This window comes from Paenibacillus sp. N3.4, assembly GCF_008017805.1.
GTDB lineage: Bacteria > Bacillota > Bacilli > Paenibacillales > NBRC-103111 > Paenibacillus_E.
In genome coordinates, this window is the sequence record NZ_VRTT01000102.1 from 1 (window position 1) to 19,459 (window position 19,459).

The following is a 19,459-nucleotide window of genomic DNA, read 5'->3' on the forward strand; positions in this document are numbered from 1 at the left end:
CTCTCATATCCCGGAAGAATTGATGGGACAAATGCGTTCCTCCATCTTTCTAATGGGTCCGCTACTCGCCAGATTCGGCAGCGTGACCGTCTATCAACCCGGCGGCTGCGCAATCGGCGAACGTAAAATCGATCTACACCTTAAAGGTTTACAGGCTCTTGGAGCCAGCATTGAAGAATTCTCCAACCAGATTGTTTGCACGGCTGAATCGCTGGTCGGGAGCGAAATCGTGCTTGATTTCCCCAGTGTCGGCGCGACGGAAAATATTATGATGGCCGCTGTAAAGGCGGAGGGCATCACGACCATTTATAACGCAGCTCGCGAGCCTGAAATTCAGGATTTGCAAAATTTCTTGAATGCCATGGGAGCCGATATTATTGGAGCAGGAACGGATACGATCACCATTCGAGGCGTTCAATCATTGTCACCCTGCACGTATCGCATTATTCCTGATCGTATCGTTGCAGGAACCTTCTTGGTAGCTGCTGCGGCTACAAAAGGCAGCATTACATTGGAAAAGGTTAATCCCGCTCATTTAACCTCTGTTATCCATGTTTTAAAGCGTGCGGGTGTTCAAATCATTACGGACGGTGATATAATACATGTAAGCTGTCCGACAAGACCCAAGGCGGTTGAACGTATCGTTACTTCACCGCATCCTTCTTTTCCAACTGATCTCCAATCGCAAGTCATGGTACTGTTGTCTCTAGCAGACGGACTGAGCGTGATGAAAGAAACCATTTTTGAAGGTAGATTCAAACACGTAGATGAACTGTCCCGCATGGGCGCAGATATCCGTGTGGATATGAGCTCAGCCTTTATCCGCGGTGTCCCGAGACTTTATGGCGCAACGGTTGAAGCAACAGATTTGCGTGCCGGTGCAGCGCTTGTCATTGCCGGTTTAGCTGCGCATGGCACAACGATCGTTGAGCAGATTCATCATATTGATAGAGGCTATGATAGAATTGAACATATGCTTTCTCGATTAGGCGCTTCCGTGCATCGCCAATCACCTGTTCCGAGCGAGTGAATCAGGAATAACCGAGAATCCCTTCGCACTTGCTGAGGGGATTCACGGTTTTCATTTATGCAATGATTTTTTCGTTTTAATAGGTTTAGAATCACTATGCTACATTCTAATTCTCCACAAACTCTTAGGTGGTGCCCATCTTGTCCGAAGACCTCAAAGTACCCGCCTTGCCTAGTAACAAACCAAGTGTACGGACGAATCGGAAATTACTTTTTTTCTTATTTCTTTTTTTTATTGTCGTGCTCATCATTTTATTTTTCCAATCCTCACTTAGCCGGATTAGCGTTATTCATGTTGAAGGTAATGAACTAATGGCTTCTGATGCTATTGGACAGGCCAGTCAGGTTGCAGTGGGCGATCGTTTTTTTGCAGTCAGTTCATCAGCCATAGAAAGACGTATAGCGACATTGCCGATGGTAAAAACTGCGTCGGTGAAGAAGTATTTTCCAGGCGAGATTCTCATTACGATTGAAGAATTTCCCAAAGTTGCTTTTCAGATTAGCGCTGACGGGAAAAAACAAGCCGTGCTTGCCGATGGCTCTGTCGTTTTGCTGCCCAAAGGAGATTTTCCATTGGATATGCCGATCTTGACCGGATGGACAGACGGTGATCCGAACAAAGCAGCTTTGTGCAAAGCACTCGGAGAAATTCCGGAGAGCGCTCTTTCTGACATCTCCGAAATCAAGCCGGACCCCTCGGAATCTTATCCTGACAAAATTAAGCTTTACACACGATCTCAATTTGAAGTTTATACAACGATTGCTTATCTGCCTGAGAAAATTGACAATTTACCTGCTTATATTGCAAGCTTACAAGAAGACCATATTAAGAATGGCGTTATCAAAATGCTGGAAGTTGACATTCATGCACCATTTGAGCCTAATGAAGAACCTAAGAGCGATGCAAATAACCAAGCAGGTCAAAAAGCAGGGAGTAGCCCAAACCCTTCTACCGACGGAAATAAAGATAATAGCAAAGCAACGCCCAAATCTACGCCTAAAGCAACACCCAAATCGTCTCCGAAAGAATCCGTACGTCCATCTTGATAAAAAACAGGAGCTGGACTACTCAATCGCTTAAAAAAATGTTAAAATTAGATTTATGGTTAAATGGGCATCTATAGCAGTTAGTTGAAGGTTTTCAAGTTTTTACTAGATAAGTTTTATCATATTTCTTTTCCTTAGAAGCAAATGCGTTAAATAACTTTCCTTAAAGGCAAAAAAATGCAGAAAAAAGAGGGAATATGACGATTGTGTGGAATACATATAAAAGTTGTAAGGAATTTACTATCATATTTAAGTTACAGGAGGTGCCAAGGGCTTGAGCAACAATGATATCATTGTTAGTTTAGACATCGGTACATCCAAGGTTCGTGCTATTATTGGGGAAGTCGTAGGCGGAACCATTAATATAATAGGAGTGGGATCTGCCGAGTCAGAGGGTATTCGTAAAGGCGCTATCGTTGATATTGATCAGACTGTGAGTTCGATTCGCAGTGCGGTAGATCATGCTGAACGTATGGTAGGCGTACAAATTTCCGAAGTTTACGTCGGGATTTCCGGCAATCATATTGCTCTTCAATCAAGTCACGGTGTTGTGGCTGTTTCCAATGAAGACCGAGAAATCGGGGAAGAGGATATTGATCGTGTTATTCAGGCAGCCAGAGTCATCGCACTACCTCCCGAGCGTGAAATCATTGGAGTTGTACCTAAGCAGTATCTCGTTGATGGACAAGAAGGCATTAACGATCCTCGTGGCATGATTGGTGTTCGCTTAGAAGTGGAAGCAACGATTATTACTGGAGCGAAGACAGGGATACATAATTTACTCCGTGTTGTGGAGAAATCTGAACTAAAGGTTGCAGGGCTTATCTTGATGTCTCTCGCCTCAGGGCAATTGGCGCTTTCTAAAGATGAGAAAGCAGTCGGTACAGTCCTGGTTGATGTAGGCGCAGGTGCTGCGACAATTGCCGTGTTCGAGCAAGGTAATCTAGTAGCAACGTCCACCATTCAGATTGGTGGCGAGTATATTAGCAATGATATTTCTATCGGGCTCCGGACACAGCTCGAAATCGCCGAGAAAATCAAGTTGAAATACGGTTGTGCGTCTGTTGAAGATTCAGCACCCGATCAAGTGTTTAAAGTAGTTAGAATGGGGAGCAATGTAGAGAAGGAATTTTCTCAAGTTGACCTCGCGAATATCATTGAACCCCGTGTCGAGGAAATTTTTCAGATGATTCGTGCAGAAGTTCATCGTTTGGGCTATAGTGACTTAGCAGGTGGTTACGTGCTTACAGGTGGAACTGTTTGTATACCTGGTATATTAGCTGTCGCGCAAAATGAACTTGCAACATCTGTTCGTATCGCTGTGCCCGATTTTATCGGTGTGCGGGACCCATCCTACACAAGCGGAGTTGGCATTATTCAATTCGTCTCTAAATACATGAAAAATCGTAATTCAGGGTTCTCCAAGAAAAATGTACTCAAGACTTCTTCAAATAAAAAATCCTCCGAAAGTAATAAACCAGGCTTGCTTGAAAGGGTAAAAAGTTTTTTCAGCGAATTTATTTAAGCGAATGTATAGTTAGGGGGATATGACTCACATGTTTGAATTTGATATGGATTTGGACCAATTGGCTCAAATAAAAGTCATCGGTGTTGGTGGCGGTGGAAGCAATGCAGTTAACCGTATGATTGAGAACGGTGTTAAAGGCGTTGAGTTCATTACGGTAAACACAGACGCGCAGGCTTTGCATCATGCGATGTCTGAGCATAAATTGCAAATTGGGGACAAGCTAACGCGTGGTCTTGGCGCCGGCGCAAATCCTGAAGTAGGCAAAAAAGCGGCTGAAGAATCAAGAGAACTTATTTTGAATACCCTTCGTGGTGCGGATATGGTTTTCGTAACTGCAGGAATGGGTGGAGGTACCGGAACAGGTGCGGCTCCCGTTATTGCCGAAATCGCTAAAGAAGTAGGAGCTTTGACAGTAGGCGTAGTTACTCGTCCGTTTACATTCGAAGGTCGTAAGCGCTCTTTGCAGGCTGAACAAGGGATTGCCGCTCTGAAAGAGAAGGTAGATACCTTGATTATTATTCCTAATGATCGTCTTTTGGAGATTGTAGACAAAAAGACACCTATGCTGGAAGCGTTCCGTCAAGCGGATAACGTGCTTCGTCAAGGTGTACAAGGGATTTCAGATTTGATCGCTGTACCTGGACTTATTAATTTGGACTTTGCCGATGTGAAAACCATTATGACGGAACGCGGCTCAGCTCTTATGGGTATTGGTGTTGCCACGGGCGAGAATCGTGCGGCGGAAGCAGCCAAAAAAGCGATTTCCAGCCCTTTGTTGGAAACATCCATTGAAGGTGCACGCGGTGTTCTTATGAACATTACAGGTGGTATGAATTTAAGCTTATATGAAGTCAATGAAGCAGCTGATATTGTTGCGTCTGCATCTGATATTGAAGTGAACATGATTTTCGGAGCTGTCATTGACGAAAAACTCAAGGATGAGATTCTTGTTACGGTTATTGCTACAGGCTTTGAGCACAAAAGTGCGCCTGTTCACCAACCCATCAAAAGACCATCTACTGGACAACCGGAAGCAGCACCTGATAACCGATTGAACAACTTGAAACCATTCGGTAGTCAACCTTCCAACGATCAGTTAGATATTCCGACGTTTTTGCGCAATCGTGGTAGGAATACCGACAAATAATTACACCAAATTTGTAAAGAGACCGAAGCCCTACTCGATGTAGGGGCTTCGGTTTTTTGTTGTTCATAAGGGTTTACTAGCTTTGTATGGACCGCATCAACTGACAAAAAAAGTAGCTGCCTACTAGCAAGTTTAGACAGACTTTGAAATAGGATTCACCTATACTGATTTAGAACCTTAAAGTTTCGTCACAATAATTGCTATATAAGGCAGCTGCATCCGGAGGTGAGGACATTGTGGTCGTCTATGCGGATCTCATTTTCCTACTAAACTTTCTGATGGATGCGGCCATGCTGATTGTGACAGCAAAAACGCGAAAGCTATCATTTAGATGGTGGAGAATTGCAGGTTCAGCTTTTTTAGGAGCTTCGTATGTGGTCATGATGTTTTTACCTGTTCCTTCGTTTCTATTTACATTTTCTGTGAAATGTATGTTTGGTGCAGGTATGATTATGACAGCTTTTGGTTTTGGGTCTTTGCAAAATTTCCTGAGAACCTTAGGAACGTTTCTGCTCGTTAATTTCGCAGTGGCCGGCGGCATGTTTGGCATTCATTATGTTTGGGCATCTTCATCGGACGTTATGAAGGGTATTGTGTTTACACAGTCCGGCACGCCGATGTTTCAAGTTCACATTGGAGGTATGCTGTTTGTACTGGCTCTGGTTGGCCCCTTGATGTGGTGGTTCAGAACGGTTTTTGGAAGCGCCAAGCAGCGAGAGGTGCTGACGACCTTTTTGGCCGAGGTAACGATACATGTAGGTGATTTTACAACTTCTTGCAAAGGGTTAATTGATACGGGAAATCAATTGTACGATCCGCTAACGCGTACCCCAGTTATGGTTATGGAAGTGTCAGAATGGAGTGAAGTTTTACCAATCGCGTGGCTCCAAAGGATTCGTACAGCGGATGTTGATCAAATCATTAGCGGATTGGGCGTAGAAGAGGATTTTGTTTGGCAAGATCGCTTACGTCTTGTACCTTACCGCGGAGTAAACCGGAATACACAATTTATGTTGGCTATTAAACCTGATAAGGTGGTGATTACCCATAATAACAGGCAATTAGAAGCATCCAAGGTGCTTATTGGACTTGATGGAGGTAAGCTTTGCAGCGATGGATCCTACCAAGCGATTATTCATCCAGCGCTCATTTCGGAAGTAGGATAATGAATCCAAAAGGAGTCTTGAGAGATTCGAAGGCTTCTGCGAAATCCCATTTTACGAATATGATACATTTTTCAATTGCGAAACTTAGAGTATGCTTACGATGCAGGTTTGCTAGCGCAAAATTCTTAGGAGGAAACGATCATGTTCTTAAAGTGGAAATTGCTTTGGCAGCTTACGTATTATCGCATGTTGATGTTCTTTGGGCTTAAAGGTGAGGAAATCTATTACATAGGTGGTAGTGAAGCGTTGCCACCCCCTCTTACGAGAGAGGAAGAAGAATACTTATTGGAAAAATTACCGTCTGGGGATGCGGCGATTCGGGCTATGTTGATCGAGCGCAATCTGAGATTGGTTGTCTATATAGCTAGAAAATTCGAAAATACAGGTATTAATATTGAGGACTTGGTATCTATCGGTGCAATCGGACTCATTAAAGCCGTGAATACGTTCGATCCGGAAAAGAAGATTAAACTAGCGACCTATGCTTCGCGCTGCATTGAAAATGAAATTTTGATGTATTTGCGGCGGAACAGTAAAATCCGTACAGAAGTATCGTTCGACGAGCCGCTTAACATTGATTGGGACGGCAATGAGCTTCTATTATCCGACGTACTCGGAACAGAGAATGATACGATCTACCGCAACATTGAGGAACAGGTTGATCGTAAGCTGCTGCATAAAGCTCTTGATAAGCTAACTGAACGTGAAAGAGTCATCATGGAGCTGCGTTTCGGCTTGCAGGATGGGGAAGAAAAGACGCAGAAGGATGTCGCCGATTTATTGGGCATCTCGCAGTCCTATATTTCCAGATTGGAAAAACGCATTATTAAAAGATTGCGTAAGGAATTTAACAAAATGGTCTAAGGAATTAAATTTTTTTTGATGGGCAACTTCCAAATTGTTCAACAGACACGGGAGGGAGCAACTTCAAACCCTTTTGTCAAGTGGATCGGAGGAGGAGGATACACGAATAAATTGGTTACTCAGGGGGATAATTAACAGTAATGTTTCTCCTTGGGAGGTAATCACGGTGACCCGAAATAAAGTCGAGATATGTGGTGTTGATACCGCCAAACTGCCTGTTCTGACGAATGCCGAAATGCGCGAGCTGTTCGCTGATCTGCAAACCAAACAGGAGCGAGCTGCAAGAGAGAAATTAGTGAATGGGAACCTTAGATTGGTTCTCAGTGTCATTCAGCGATTCAACAATCGTGGAGAGTATGTGGACGATCTCTTCCAAGTGGGTTGTATTGGCTTAATGAAGGCCATCGATAACTTTGATTTAGGCCAAAACGTCAAATTCTCTACGTATGCTGTACCGATGATTATCGGTGAGATTCGCCGTTATTTACGCGACAATAACCCTATTCGGGTATCTCGTTCCTTAAGGGATATCGCTTATAAAGCCTTACAGGTCAGAGATAGCTTAACGAATCAGAATTCGCGTGAACCTACAATTTATGAGATATCCGAAGCGCTGAATGTTCCTAAAGAAGATGTGGTGTTTGCTCTTGATGCCATTCAAGACCCAGTTTCGTTGTTTGAGCCTATCTACCATGACGGCGGGGATCCCATCTATGTCATGGATCAAATCAGTGACGAGCGGAACAAGGATATGTCTTGGATTGAAGGAATTGCCCTTCGTGAAGCGATGCGTAAACTCAATGCAAGGGAGAAAATGATTTTATCAATGCGTTTCTTTGAAGGAAAAACGCAGATGGAAGTGGCCGACGAAATTGGCATTTCACAGGCTCAAGTTTCCAGGTTGGAAAAATCAGCGATCTCTCAGATGCAGAAGCACGTGAAATCCTAAGCTTGCTACATAAAGACTTGTATGGCTTTTAGACAAGCCGACAGGTCTTTTTTTTGTTTTCAGGACATTTTGCCCATCCTGCACATATACTAGTACAAAATCGGTTAAAATCCTAGTGAGATTCGTGGTGAATAGCCTCATGAAAATATCTGATTTTCAGACGAAGGACGTTATTAACATTGTGGATGGAAAAAAGCTGGGTCAAATCAGTGATTTAGAGCTGGACCTGCGTCAAGGCCGTATCGAATCGATTGTGGTACCCAATCAAAGCCGTTTTTTCGGTCTGTTTGGTTCTGGTACAGACGTGATTATTCCATGGAAGCACATCGTGAAAATAGGTGCTGATGTCGTCCTCGTGAAACTTGAAGATACACGTCCGTACCGTCAAAGCGATGAAAATGAAGGCGTTTATGAATTCAATCGGCAATTTCAGAACTGAGATGAGGCACACGTGCCAGGAAACCCTGCATAGGGTCAGCTGCGCAGACATCGTGTGTCTTTTTGTTTTGTGCTAAAGTAAGTATATAGAAAACGTTTGGGGGAGAGAAGCGTGGAACCATTTGTGAAACAAGAGAAGGAAGGCAAACCGATATTATATACAATAGCGAATTGGATGGAAACGTATAACGGTTTGACTGTTGGTTTTACTTCCCGTCATGGCGGGGTCAGTAAAGCCCCCTATTCTACACTGAATTGTGGACTTCATGTTCAGGATCTTTCGGAAGATGTTGTGAACAATCGTGAATTGATCGCTGAAACCATCGGTCATTCATTTGATTCCTTCACCTACGCCGAGCAGGTGCACGGCAAGGAAGTCATCGTCGTAAGCGAACTGGAGAAGGGGATGGGGCGAACATCGAGAGAATCGGCAATCCAAGCCAAGGATGCATTTATTACCAACGAGAAGGGGATTGTGCTTTGCGCCCTGTTTGCTGATTGTGTACCTTTGTTTTTTTACGATCCTGTGAAGCAGGTTGTAGGTCTTGCCCATGCAGGCTGGAAAGGTACAGTGCTAAACATTTCCATGGCTACAATATCCTCAATGACACATACTTTTGGTAGTCGGCCTGAGGACATTCGGGCAGCGATTGGGCCCTCTATTGGCGTTTGCTGTTATGAGGTGGATGAAGTGGTAGGTGAACGTGTGAAAGAGCTTCTTTCGGTTATTGAAATACCTTCGGAAGATGGCTTAAACGTTCTTATTGCTAAAGAAAACGGCAAGTACATGCTGAATTTGCAAGAATTAAACCGGAAATTGTTGCGGCAAGCAGGAATTTTGTCGTCCCATATCGAAGTAACTGAGTTATGTACAAGTTGTAGCTCGCATACGTTCTTTTCTCATCGAAAAGAAGGCGGATCTACAGGTAGAATGATGGCTTGGATAGGTCTTTCCTAGGGAATGACGTGTGAACAAGCTAGGTGTTGAATTGAGGTGTCTACAGACGTGAGTTTAATGAATCGTAAGCAAGAAGTTCAAGCCCGTGTTGCTGCAGCCTGTGAGCGTTCCGGACGCAAGGAAGAAGATGTCCACATCATTGCTGTGACGAAATATGTCTCTCTGGAGACAACGAATTCCGTTTTGGACGAAGGTCTCTTACACATTGGCGAGAACCGCTGGCAAGACGTGAAACCCAAATGGGAAGCGCTGCATGAGCGTGGTACGTGGCATTTCATCGGCCACTTACAGACGAATAAAGTAAAAGATGTTATTGGCAAATTTGCCTATATTCATTCTTTGGATCGTATGTCGTTGGCCAAAGAATTAGACAGGCAAGCAGGGGCCTTGGGAATGAAAGTCAAATGTCTGCTGCAAGTCAATGTTTCCGGTGAAGAGTCTAAGTATGGCGTTGCGCCTGACCAATTTTTTGAATTAGCTGCAGAAGTAAGCAAGCTGCAACATTTACATATCACCGGCTTGATGACCATGGCTCCGTATGAGATGGAAGCCGATGCAACAAGGCCTGTTTTCCGTGGGCTGCGAGAGCTTCGCGATGAATTGAATGAACGGAAGATTTTCTCATACCCTATCTCCGAGCTGTCCATGGGGATGTCGGGTGATTTCGAGGTAGCGATCGAAGAAGGAGCCACGTGGGTACGTTTAGGGACTGTGCTTGTGGGTAAAGAACTATAAGTAGTCTTGTTGGATCAAGCCTAAGACAAGGAGGTAATTATAGTGGGGGTTTATAATCGTTTTATGAATTTTCTCGGCCTCCAAGAGGAGGAAGAGATTGTGGAACGTGAACGAATTGTTGAAGCAACCGAAGAACCTGAAACCAATCCTTATGAAATGCGTAATAAAAATAAGGCAAATGTCGTTAGCATACATTCACAGAAAAATGCGCGTGTTGTGCTTAGTGAACCTCGAACGTATGAAGAGACGCAAGACATTGCAGATCATCTTCGCTCCAGAAGAGCTGTCGTCGTCAATCTACAGCGCGTTCGCGGAGACCAAGCCATTCGCATAGTGGATTTCTTAAGCGGAACGGTATATGCTTTAAATGGCGCTATTTCCAAACTAGGACCGAATATCTTCCTATGTACACCGGATTCCGTAGATATTCATGGTCACATCTCCGAGATGATGGGTGAGGATTAGGCACATAATCAGACATGAGGTGGATGCATAAGTGGCTTACGTTCAATATTATCTGTACTACTTTATGGAAATTTATTATTTTATGATTATCGGTTATTTGATTCTCTCCTGGTTTCCAAACGCACGAGGCAGCTTTATAGGTGGCCTTCTTGGGAAATTAGTTGAGCCTTATTTAAGCCCTTTCCGGAAAGTGATTCCGAGTCTGGGGATGATTGATCTATCGCCTATCGTTGCTCTGATTGCACTGAGATTTGTTGTGATGGGTATCGTGGCCGTACTTGATTTCATAGTTAGGATGTTTTAATTTTGATCAAAGAAATTTATGGGCATTTTCATTCGGATGAACACCATTTTGTTGATAAAGCCTTGGATTGGGTGGAACGGGCAGCCGAGCAGCATGCTGTGAAGCTGACCGACTTTCTGGATCCCAGACAAGTATTTATTCTTACTTCGCTCGTGAACCGTCATCCCGATGTACACTGCCGGATAGAAGGCGGGTACGGGGCTGCTGAACGCAAGAGAGCGCTTATTGCACCGGACTACCGTGCTTTGGATGGAGAAGACATGGCTATAAGCGTCCTGTCTGTCTCATCCGGTGACGGTAAATTTCTAACCTTAGAACATGGAGATTACATGGGCGCCATTCTTGGACTCGGCATGAAGCGAGACAAGGTTGGCGATATTCATGTTATAGACGGAGGCTGCCATTGTTTAGTGACACAGGATGCAGCTGATTATTTACATATGAACTTATCCCAAGTTCACAGGGTTCATGTACAGACTGAATTATTGCCGCTAGATAAGCTGGTCTTGGCTCAAGTACAACTGGACGAGTTGACTTTGTCTGTGGCATCGATGCGAATGGATGGCATTGTCAGTGACGTATTTCGGTTAAGCCGAGCGAAAGTGCTTGTACCTATCCAAGCCGGTCGCTGTCGCGTGAACTGGAAATTGGAAGAAGATCCGAGCAAGCCGCTTAAAGAAGGAGATATGGTGTCCTTGCAAGGGTTTGGCCGATTCAAGCTAATGGAAGTAGAAGGCGTATCGAAAAAAGGCAGAATTCGCGTGAAGATCGGCAAGTTTGCATAAGTGTGGATAATTTATCCACGAACAATGCAGGAATTGCTTATTTTGTGTCGAACTGAACTGTATAGATAAACGGGTGAGCTTCACACATCGCGGTGTGTTGAACTGGTTTTCTAGCAATGGCTTACGAAGTTAGCTTTCTATGAAAGCTCTAAGGAGGGGCACTGATGCCATTAACACCGTTAGACATACATAATAAGGAGTTTTCCCGCTCGTTTCGCGGCTATGATGAAGATCAAGTCAATGAGTTTCTGGATCAAGTCATTAAAGACTACGAAGCGTTGATTCGCGAGAATAAAGACTTGCATAATCAAACGGTGACGCTCCAAGAGCGTTTGGATCATTTCACGAATATTGAGGAATCGCTTAGCAAAACGATCATAGTTGCCCAAGAAGCAGCGGATGAAGTGAGAAGCAATTCCAAAAAAGAAGCGCAATTGATCTTAAAAGAAGCCGAGAAAAATGCGGATCGCATTATCAACGAATCCCTCACACGTTCTCGCAAGGTAGCCTTAGAGATCGAAGAGCTGAAGAAGCAGGCTTCGATTTATCGTACCCGCTTTCGCGCATTGCTAGAAGCGCAATTGGAGCTTCTTAATACAGAAGGTTGGCAGAGTATGCAATTGGATACGAAGGACGAATAACAATTGCGCCAGCAAGTGTTTGTTGTATTGACTATGCCTAATGAATTGGGTATACTCCAGTTAAATGTATCTCAGTAAAGCTATGACTGGAACGAGTAGGACGTTACCGCAGTGACAGCGAATTAGGGAGTTCGGTGTGAGCCTAATCTCTGCAGCGTGCCGAATATCCCCCAGGAGCGTCTCTTGAAATGAAGTAGAGAGAAACGGGTCATGCCGTTACACATGATCGAGTGATTAAGCGATGATCTTTACGCGTGAGCGCGTTTTTTTCATTTTGCTTAGTAACGAGGGTGGTACCGCGAGTAGAGTTTCTCGTCCCTTTTTAGGGATGAGAGGCTTTTTTTGTTTTCTAGACAGAATAGTCTAAGGCTGGAATGGAGCGGGTTAAACATGGATTATGGAAAAACATTAAACTTATTACAAACCGAATTTCCCATGAGAGGGAACTTACCACAGGCGGAGCCGAAAATGCAAGAGCAGTGGGCGGAAGAGGACATTTACGCCAAAGTGCAGGAGAGCCGCAAAGGTAAACCAAAGTTTATTTTGCATGACGGGCCTCCCTATGCAAATGGCGATATTCATATCGGGCACGCGCTTAACAAAGTGTTGAAAGATATTATCGTACGATTCAAAACGTTACAAGGCTTCGATGCCCCTTATGTACCTGGCTGGGATACGCACGGGCTGCCAATTGAGCAGGTTATTACAAACAGCGGTAAAGTGGATCGTAAGAAAATGACGGTTCCTGAATTTCGCGAATATTGCAAGGAGTATGCGCTGCAATCCGTAGAGAAGCAGAAGAGCCAATTTCAACGTCTTGGGATTCGTGGGGATTGGAAGAATCCGTATATTACGCTGCAACCGGAATACGAAGCTCAACAAATTCGTGTATTCGGTCAAATGGTGCAAAAAGGTTACATCTACAAAGGGTTGAAACCTGTGTACTGGTCCCCATCTTCAGAAAGCGCACTGGCGGAAGCAGAGATCGAGTACAAAGAAAAAACTTCGTCTTCCATCTACGTGGCATTTCCTATCAAAGATGGCAAGGGAAAGCTGCCACAAGATGCGGCAATCGTGATTTGGACCACAACACCTTGGACTCTACCTGCTAACTTAGGGATCTCTTTACATCCTGAATTTGACTATGCGGTTGTACGTGTTGCAGATAAGAAATATGTGTTGGCGCAAGGCTTGCTTGCAAGTGCTGCAAAGGAAATTGGTTGGACGGATTACGAAGTATTGTCTACGATAAAAGGCAGTGAGCTTGAGTTTGTGACATGTCAACATCCTTTGTATGATCGAGAATCGCTTGTTATGGTTGGTGAGCATGTTACGCTTGAAGCGGGTACGGGCTGCGTTCATACAGCACCGGGGCATGGTGAAGATGACTTTGCGATTGGTCAGCGCTATAACATCGGAGTTCTGTGTCCTGTAGACGATCAAGGGCATTTTACTGCAGAAGCACCTGGCTTTGAGGGAATGTTTTATGAAAAGGGCGGAAAACTTGTTATCGAGAAATTGCAAGAATCCGGTCTTCTCCTGAAGGTAGGGGAGATACAACATCAATACGCGCACGACTGGCGGACCAAAAAGCCTGTTATTTATCGGGCTACTGAGCAATGGTTTGCTTCAATCGATAAATTCAGACAGGAAATGCTCGACGAAATTAAGCAAGTGAAATGGACGCCGGAGTGGGGCGAGGTTCGCCTGCATAATATGATTGCTGATCGCGGAGATTGGTGTATTTCGAGACAGCGTGCGTGGGGAGTTCCGATTCCCATTTTCTACTGCCGCAGCTGTAATGAACCGCTTGTGAACGAAGAAACCATAGAGCATGTGGCACGGCTATTCGAGAAAGAAGGCTCGAATGCCTGGTTTATCAAAGACGAAAAAGAGCTCCTTCCTGAAGGAACTTGCTGCTCCAAGTGCGGTCATGCTGATTTCCGTAAGGAAACAGATATTATGGATGTATGGTTTGATTCTGGCTCTAGCCATGTGGCTGTGCTGGAATCTCGTCCAGAACTGAAATGGCCGGCAGATCTGTATTTGGAAGGCTCTGACCAATATCGGGGTTGGTTTAACTCTTCCTTGATTACGGGTGTTGCTGCAAAAGGAAAATCTCCGTACAAAGGTGTTCTTAGCCATGGCTTTACACTTGACGGCGAAGGACGCAAAATGTCCAAGTCAATTGGGAATACCATCGATCCCAATGTAGTTTGCGGCAAGTTAGGCGCTGACATCCTGCGTTTATGGGTATCCTCTGTTGATTATCAATCCGATCATCGGATTTCAGACAACATTTTGAACCAAACAACGGAGGTCTATCGCAAATCCGCAATACGTTGCGCTTCTTGCTGGGGAACTTAAGTCACTTCAATCCGGCAAATGACCTTGTGGCAGCAGATAGCTTGTCGGAATTGGATCGTTACGCATTAATTCGACTGAACCGAATGATTGAGAAGGTAACGAAAGCTTATGAGGCTTATGAATTCCACGTTGTTTACCAAACCATTCATCACTTCTGCGCTGTCGAGATGAGTTCATTTTATCTCGATGTGATAAAGGATCGTTTATACGCTGGAGCACCGCAGGATGCGGCACGCAAAGCTTCACAAACGGTGCTGTATGCAGCTTTAACAGCAATTACGAAGCTGATCTCGCCCATTCTTCCCCACACGGCAGATGAAGTATGGAAGTATATTCCTGGCGTGGAGTTCAGCAGTGTACAAATTGCAGAATTGCCTGAAGTGGATACAAGTTTGTATAAGGAACAATTGGAAAATAAATGGAATGAATTCTTAGGGATCCGCGATGAGGTTCTGAAAGCTCTTGAAGAAGCGAGGAAAGAAAAGGTGATCGGAAACTCTCTATCAGCAGCCGTTCATCTGTATCCTAATGAACAAACTTATAACATGCTTCAGCAATTGGACCAATTAGATCAATTGTTCATTGTATCTGCTGTACAAGTGCACAAGCCTGGAACGGAAGTGCCTCAAGGTGCTTATCAGGCGAAAGGCGCAGCCATTATTGTGGATGTTGCAGAAGGCGAAAAGTGTGAGCGCTGCTGGATAGTGTCCACAGAAGTTGGGAAGAGTAAAGAGCATCCAACCCTTTGCGTTAGATGTGATGAGGTTATCACTGCTCATTACCACGAGTAAAAAAGGATTCAAACGAGCTCTCGTTATTGAACGAGGCTCGTTTGTCCTGTTTGTTCCGCGGACTACTCGTCTATATCCTGGATATTTTCAGGCTCGAGAAGAGGGTCCCCTTCACCATTATGCATATAATCGCGATAAGCTTTGCTTCGCACGATAGTGACATGCTCACCGTAAAGGTCAGTGGCAACAAAGCTCTCGAAGGATTCCACGTAGCCAACTTGTTCGTCGGCTTCAATGTACATTTCGTTGTAGTCCTCTACATTTGGATCTTCCGCGAATGCGGGTGTATTGGAAGTGCCCAGCTCTCAACGATTTGCCAAGCATCCTCGCCGTCGAATTCGGTTTCATCGTCATGTTCATCCAAGCTTGTTCGACCAAATGGGGGAAAGAGCACTTGCTCTTCAACAGGTCGACGATTTGAAATATGCGGATCAGGGACATGCTCCAGACAATAAAGCGTCGTTGGAATAGCCTGCAAGCGTTCAAAAGGAATCGGTTTTTTGCTAAAAACACAGATCCCATATTCGCCGCTTGCCATACGTGCCAAGGCTTCATCAACTTGTTGTAAATGAAACTCAGCATGTTCATTAAGTGAAATATCTTTTTCTCGTTCATAAATTTCTGTGGCGATATCACCCGGATGATTATCATACATCGAGAGTTCGCCTATACTGTCAGAAAAAGAGTTGGCTAGTCCAAAGTTATCATTGGTTTTAAAATGTTTTTCAAGATCCAGCTTTTCCTCCAATAATTGCAGTTGAAGTTCTTTTAATTGCTGCTCGGTCAAATGGCTCATAGGTCATTATAGCTCCTTTCTTACAGGCGATTCATACCGTTATCATGCCGAGTGGCTTCTTTTTTTAGTGAGGTAATTCCTTGAAAATAAGGAACCTTTCATGCTTATGAACATTTAGGAGGAAGAGAAAATGAAATATATGAAATACTATTTATATGCGCTTGTTGTTTTCTTATTGGATCAGGCAGCGAAATGGGTAATTGTAAAGCGTATCCCACTTGGTGAAGAACGATCTGTCATTGGGGATTTCTTTATCATTACTTCGCATCGTAACCGCGGCGCCGCATTCGGTATCTTGCAAAACCAGAGATGGTTTTTCATCATTATTACACTTGCTGTTGTTATTGGTATTCTATGGTACATTCGTAAGACGATCCGTGAGGGAAAAGGTCTGTTATCCTTTGCGCTGAGTTTACTGCTGGGTGGGGCGCTTGGTAATTTCCTAGATCGCGCATTGTTTGGAGAAGTCGTAGATTTCTTGCAGTTTACTTTTGACTTTAGCTTATTTGGTAAAGATATTTATTATGTCTATCCGATTTTCAATATAGCCGATTCAGCCATCGTGGTCGGGGTTATCCTGATTTTCTTAGAATCATTGCTTACTTGGAGAAAAGAGAAAAAAGGAGCCACACATGAACACAAATCAGACCTCACCTGAGTCTGCGTCCTCTGACGCAGTGGAATGGACAGTTGAGCAGCTATATGCCGGTGAACGTATCGATAAATTCATAACTGAAGCTTTGGAAGAGGACGTATCTCGTACTCAAGTTCAGCAATGGGTAAAAGATGGACATATCCACGTAAACGGGAAAGCAATTAAACCGAATTACAAGCTTTCTGAACACGATGTTATTGCCTTACAAATACCCGAACCTCAAGGCGTTGAACTCCTAGCGGAAAATATTCCTCTTAACGTGGTATATGAAGATTCAGATGTGATCGTCATCAATAAGCAGCGCGGACTCGTTGTCCATCCTGCACCTGGTCATTCTTCAGGCACCTTAGTAAATGCTTTAATGTACCACTGCAAAGATTTATCGGGAATTAATGGCGAACTTCGTCCAGGCATTGTGCATCGGATCGATAAAGACACCTCTGGGCTGATTATGTCAGCCAAAAATGATAAAGCCCACGCGAGTCTGGCTGAGCAATTGAAAGATCACTCCGTAAACCGGAAGTATATCGCTCTGGTTCATGGGCATATCCAACATGATCAGGGGACTATCGATGCACCAATCGGTCGCGATTCACATGATCGAAAGATGTATGCCGTCACGGAGAAAAATAGTAAGCACGCTGTTACGCATTTTGTTGTAATGGAACGTTTTGGTGATTTTACATTAGTTGAGCTTAAGCTGGAAACCGGAAGAACGCATCAAATTCGTGTACATATGAAATTCATCGGTCACCCGCTCGTTGGAGATCCTATGTACGGTAAGAGTAAAGGGATGCTCATGAACGGACAAGCGCTGCATGCAGCCGTCCTGGGCTTTAAGCATCCACGTTCAGGTGACTGGCTGCAATTCGAAGCGCCGATTCCCGATGATATGAATGAACTGTTAAATACGATTCGAATACGTTAAAAAGTGCAAAAAAAGTGACATTTAGTCCATTCAGTCCATCCAGTAATTACGGTAATGTTTGGACTAATGGTATTAAAGAACCTGAAATTCCTTAGGTCAGTCTATGGAAAGCAGCGTTTAATGATAGTGCTAAATTCATGAAAACAGGTGAAAAAGATGGCGAAAATTAATCAAAACTACTTGCAGCTCCAAGGAAGCTATTTATTCTCTGAAATTGCTAAAAAAAGAAATAAATTTATTGCGGATCATCCGAATGCATCAATCATCTCTTTAGGCATTGGGGATGTTACTCGCGCACTGCCGGATTCCGTTATTCATTCTTTGCATACAGCAGTTGACGAAATGGCAAACGAATCTAGCTTCCGTGGTTATGGTCCCGAGCAAGGTTATGATTTCTTAATTAATGAAATCATTAAGCACGATTATGAATCCCGCGGCATCACGCTGGGTACAAACGAAGTGTTCGTGAGTGACGGTTCCAAATGTGACGTAGGCAACATTCAAGAGATTTTTAGCCAAGATAGCATTATCGCTGTTCAAGATCCTGTGTATCCGGTTTATGTGGATACGAACGTCATGGCTGGACGTTCTGGTAAGTTTAACAAAGAGAAAGGTCAATACGAGAATATCGTGTACCTGCCTTGCAATGCCGAAAATAACTTCAAGCCAGCACTTCCTACGCAAAAAGCAGATATTATCTATCTGTGTTACCCTAACAACCCGACAGGGATGACACTTACAAAAGACGAGCTTAAAGTTTGGGTAGACTACGCACGTGAGAACAATTGCATTCTATTGTTCGACTCTGCTTATGAAGCTTATATTCAAGAAAAAGACGTTCCGCGCAGTATATATGAAATCGAAGGCGCCAAAGAAGTGGCTATCGAGTTCCGCAGCTTATCCAAAACAGCTGGCTTTACAGGTACCCGCTGTGCTTATACGGTGGTTCCCCGCGAGCTGATTGCTCGTGACGAAGACGGCAACGAAGTACTGGTTAACGATCTGTGGAATCGTCGTCAGTCAACGAAATTCAACGGGGTTTCTTACATTACGCAACGCGGCGCAGCTGCCATCTTCTCGGCAGAGGGTAAAGCACAAATTGCCAAATTAGTTGACTATTACATGACGAATGCCAAAATCATTCGCGAAGGAATTTCCGCGCTTGGTGTACAAGTGTATGGGGGTGTGAACGCTCCATATATTTGGTTGAAGACACCTCAAGGACTTACTTCATGGGATTTCTTTGATAAGCTGCTTGCTGAAGCGCACATTGTCGGTACCCCTGGTGTAGGTTTTGGTCAAAATGGCCAAGGGTATTTCCGTTTAACCGCTTTTGGCAGCCGTGAGAACACGGAAAAAGCCGTAGAAAGATTCAAGAGCCTAAGTTTGTAATAAGCTTCTAAACGATGATGACTAGACCCGCTTCCTTCTAAGGAGGCGGATTTTTTTATTCAATAGGACTATATACGAAAGAATCCGCTTTCTGGTAAAATTAGTGTAAGCGCTTAAGAATGGGGGGTGTACATGACGTCTCCGGTTTACAGAAGAACTGTAATCCAATTTCTCATGTTTGTTGCATTTGGACTTTTTACCGTACTTACTTTTTCTCAGCAAGCTTCGGCGTCAGAAATACCTATTTCCCAAGGGAAATCAGCAGTAGCCTCGTCAGTGACGGGAGTGACGTATAGCGCGCAATAACAACTTCACTATATCTAAAATTGAAAGCGACTCCGATCACATCCATCTCTTAGTGGATTGTACACCACTGCATTCAATACCTAGTATGATTAAAGCATTAAAAGGTGTTTCCGCCAGACTTTTGTTTAAAGAGTTTCCTAAGATTAAAAAGAAATTGTGGGGAGGAAA

General features: G+C 44.0%; 18 protein-coding genes, 3 pseudogenes and 1 other annotated feature. Of the genes and pseudogenes, 20 read left to right on the forward strand and 1 reads right to left on the reverse strand.

Going from position 1 to position 19,459, the window contains the following annotated elements:
- The 15 genes and pseudogenes from murA to ileS all read left to right on the forward strand — a co-directional run.
- Nucleotides 1-1,030 (forward strand): UDP-N-acetylglucosamine 1-carboxyvinyltransferase (murA, locus tag FU659_RS31210; protein WP_147951141.1); only part of this gene is annotated, 1,030 nt, incomplete at its 5' end.
- A 140-nt stretch (nt 1,031-1,170) separates the two neighbouring features.
- Nucleotides 1,171-2,076, forward strand: coding sequence for a cell division protein FtsQ/DivIB (locus FU659_RS31215; protein WP_147951142.1), 906 nt, complete (start codon nt 1,171-1,173; stop codon nt 2,074-2,076).
- Nucleotides 2,077-2,350: 274 nt separating this feature from the next.
- Nucleotides 2,351-3,601, forward strand: coding sequence for a cell division protein FtsA (gene ftsA / locus FU659_RS31220; protein ID WP_147951143.1), 1,251 nt, complete (start codon nt 2,351-2,353; stop codon nt 3,599-3,601).
- A gap of 31 nt (nt 3,602-3,632) precedes the next feature.
- Nucleotides 3,633-4,751 (forward strand): cell division protein FtsZ, encoded by a 1,119-nt coding sequence (ftsZ, locus tag FU659_RS31225; RefSeq protein ID WP_147951144.1) that lies wholly within the window; start codon nt 3,633-3,635, stop codon nt 4,749-4,751.
- Between the two features lie 236 nt (nt 4,752-4,987).
- Nucleotides 4,988-5,917: a sigma-E processing peptidase SpoIIGA gene (gene spoIIGA, locus FU659_RS31230; RefSeq protein ID WP_147951145.1), complete on the forward strand. Its 930-nt coding sequence runs from the start codon at nt 4,988-4,990 to the stop codon at nt 5,915-5,917.
- Between the two features lie 141 nt (nt 5,918-6,058).
- Complete coding sequence (gene sigE, locus FU659_RS31235) at nt 6,059-6,781, forward strand: RNA polymerase sporulation sigma factor SigE (protein ID WP_147951146.1); 723 nt, start codon at nt 6,059-6,061, stop codon at nt 6,779-6,781.
- Between the two features lie 166 nt (nt 6,782-6,947).
- Nucleotides 6,948-7,730: an RNA polymerase sporulation sigma factor SigG gene (sigG, locus tag FU659_RS31240; protein ID WP_147951147.1), complete on the forward strand. Its 783-nt coding sequence runs from the start codon at nt 6,948-6,950 to the stop codon at nt 7,728-7,730.
- A 139-nt stretch (nt 7,731-7,869) separates the two neighbouring features.
- Nucleotides 7,870-8,169: a YlmC/YmxH family sporulation protein gene (locus FU659_RS31245; protein ID WP_147951148.1), complete on the forward strand. Its 300-nt coding sequence runs from the start codon at nt 7,870-7,872 to the stop codon at nt 8,167-8,169.
- Between the two features lie 111 nt (nt 8,170-8,280).
- Entirely contained in the window at nt 8,281-9,126 is an 846-nt protein-coding gene (gene pgeF, locus FU659_RS31250) for a peptidoglycan editing factor PgeF (protein WP_147951149.1), read from the forward strand.
- Between the two features lie 48 nt (nt 9,127-9,174).
- Complete coding sequence (locus tag FU659_RS31255) at nt 9,175-9,861, forward strand: YggS family pyridoxal phosphate-dependent enzyme (protein WP_147951155.1); 687 nt, start codon at nt 9,175-9,177, stop codon at nt 9,859-9,861.
- Nucleotides 9,862-9,903: 42 nt separating this feature from the next.
- A complete protein-coding gene (locus FU659_RS31260) occupies nt 9,904-10,326 on the forward strand; it encodes a cell division protein SepF (protein WP_147951150.1) in 423 nt (140 codons plus the stop codon).
- Nucleotides 10,327-10,390: 64 nt separating this feature from the next.
- A complete protein-coding gene (locus tag FU659_RS31265; RefSeq protein ID WP_147951156.1) occupies nt 10,391-10,630 on the forward strand; it encodes a YggT family protein in 240 nt (79 codons plus the stop codon).
- Nucleotides 10,630-11,415 carry a YlmH family RNA-binding protein gene (locus FU659_RS31270; RefSeq protein WP_147951151.1) on the forward strand — a complete coding sequence of 262 codons (786 nt, stop codon included), beginning with the start codon at nt 10,630-10,632 and terminating at the stop codon, nt 11,413-11,415. Before FU659_RS31265 ends, FU659_RS31270 begins: the two co-directional genes overlap by 1 nt.
- A gap of 164 nt (nt 11,416-11,579) precedes the next feature.
- The gene (locus tag FU659_RS31275) at nt 11,580-12,056 is read left to right on the forward strand and encodes a DivIVA domain-containing protein (protein WP_147951152.1); all 477 of its coding nucleotides are present in this window, start codon (nt 11,580-11,582) and stop codon (nt 12,054-12,056) included.
- A gap of 73 nt (nt 12,057-12,129) precedes the next feature.
- Nucleotides 12,130-12,379: a binding site (T-box leader), on the forward strand.
- Nucleotides 12,380-12,446: 67 nt separating this feature from the next.
- Nucleotides 12,447-15,214: pseudogene (ileS, locus tag FU659_RS31280) on the forward strand (isoleucine--tRNA ligase).
- A gap of 62 nt (nt 15,215-15,276) precedes the next feature.
- Here ileS and FU659_RS31285 read toward each other — a convergent pair.
- Nucleotides 15,277-16,010: pseudogene (locus tag FU659_RS31285) on the reverse strand (TraR/DksA C4-type zinc finger protein).
- Nucleotides 16,011-16,149: 139 nt separating this feature from the next.
- Here FU659_RS31285 and lspA point away from each other — a divergent pair.
- The 5 genes and pseudogenes from lspA to tnpA form a co-directional block, all read left to right on the forward strand.
- A complete protein-coding gene (gene lspA / locus FU659_RS31290) occupies nt 16,150-16,668 on the forward strand; it encodes a signal peptidase II (RefSeq protein WP_147951157.1) in 519 nt (172 codons plus the stop codon).
- Nucleotides 16,643-17,593 (forward strand): RluA family pseudouridine synthase, encoded by a 951-nt coding sequence (locus FU659_RS31295; protein WP_147951153.1) that lies wholly within the window; start codon nt 16,643-16,645, stop codon nt 17,591-17,593. The genes lspA and FU659_RS31295 overlap by 26 nt, the downstream gene beginning before the upstream one ends.
- A gap of 156 nt (nt 17,594-17,749) precedes the next feature.
- The gene (locus FU659_RS31300) at nt 17,750-18,985 is read left to right on the forward strand and encodes an LL-diaminopimelate aminotransferase (protein ID WP_147951154.1); all 1,236 of its coding nucleotides are present in this window, start codon (nt 17,750-17,752) and stop codon (nt 18,983-18,985) included.
- Between the two features lie 132 nt (nt 18,986-19,117).
- A complete protein-coding gene (locus FU659_RS36595) occupies nt 19,118-19,291 on the forward strand; it encodes a hypothetical protein (RefSeq protein WP_222708688.1) in 174 nt (57 codons plus the stop codon).
- Nucleotides 19,275-19,459: pseudogene (tnpA, locus tag FU659_RS31305) on the forward strand (IS200/IS605 family transposase); the annotation flags it as partial. The gene FU659_RS36595 and the pseudogene tnpA, both read left to right, overlap by 17 nt.

Coding starts and splice junctions, on each gene's coding strand:
- ftsZ (WP_147951144.1), top strand. CDS start 3,633: ATGTTTGAATTTGATATGGATTTGGACCAATTGGCTCAAATAAAAGTC.
- sigE (WP_147951146.1), top strand. CDS start 6,059: ATGTTCTTAAAGTGGAAATTGCTTTGGCAGCTTACGTATTATCGCATG.
- FU659_RS31245 (WP_147951148.1), top strand. CDS start 7,870: ATGAAAATATCTGATTTTCAGACGAAGGACGTTATTAACATTGTGGAT.
- FU659_RS31265 (WP_147951156.1), top strand. CDS start 10,391: ATGGAAATTTATTATTTTATGATTATCGGTTATTTGATTCTCTCCTGG.
- FU659_RS31275 (WP_147951152.1), top strand. CDS start 11,580: ATGCCATTAACACCGTTAGACATACATAATAAGGAGTTTTCCCGCTCG.
- lspA (WP_147951157.1), top strand. CDS start 16,150: ATGAAATACTATTTATATGCGCTTGTTGTTTTCTTATTGGATCAGGCA.
- FU659_RS31295 (WP_147951153.1), top strand. CDS start 16,643: ATGAACACAAATCAGACCTCACCTGAGTCTGCGTCCTCTGACGCAGTG.
- FU659_RS31300 (WP_147951154.1), top strand. CDS start 17,750: ATGGCGAAAATTAATCAAAACTACTTGCAGCTCCAAGGAAGCTATTTA.
- FU659_RS36595 (WP_222708688.1), top strand. CDS start 19,118: ATGACGTCTCCGGTTTACAGAAGAACTGTAATCCAATTTCTCATGTTT.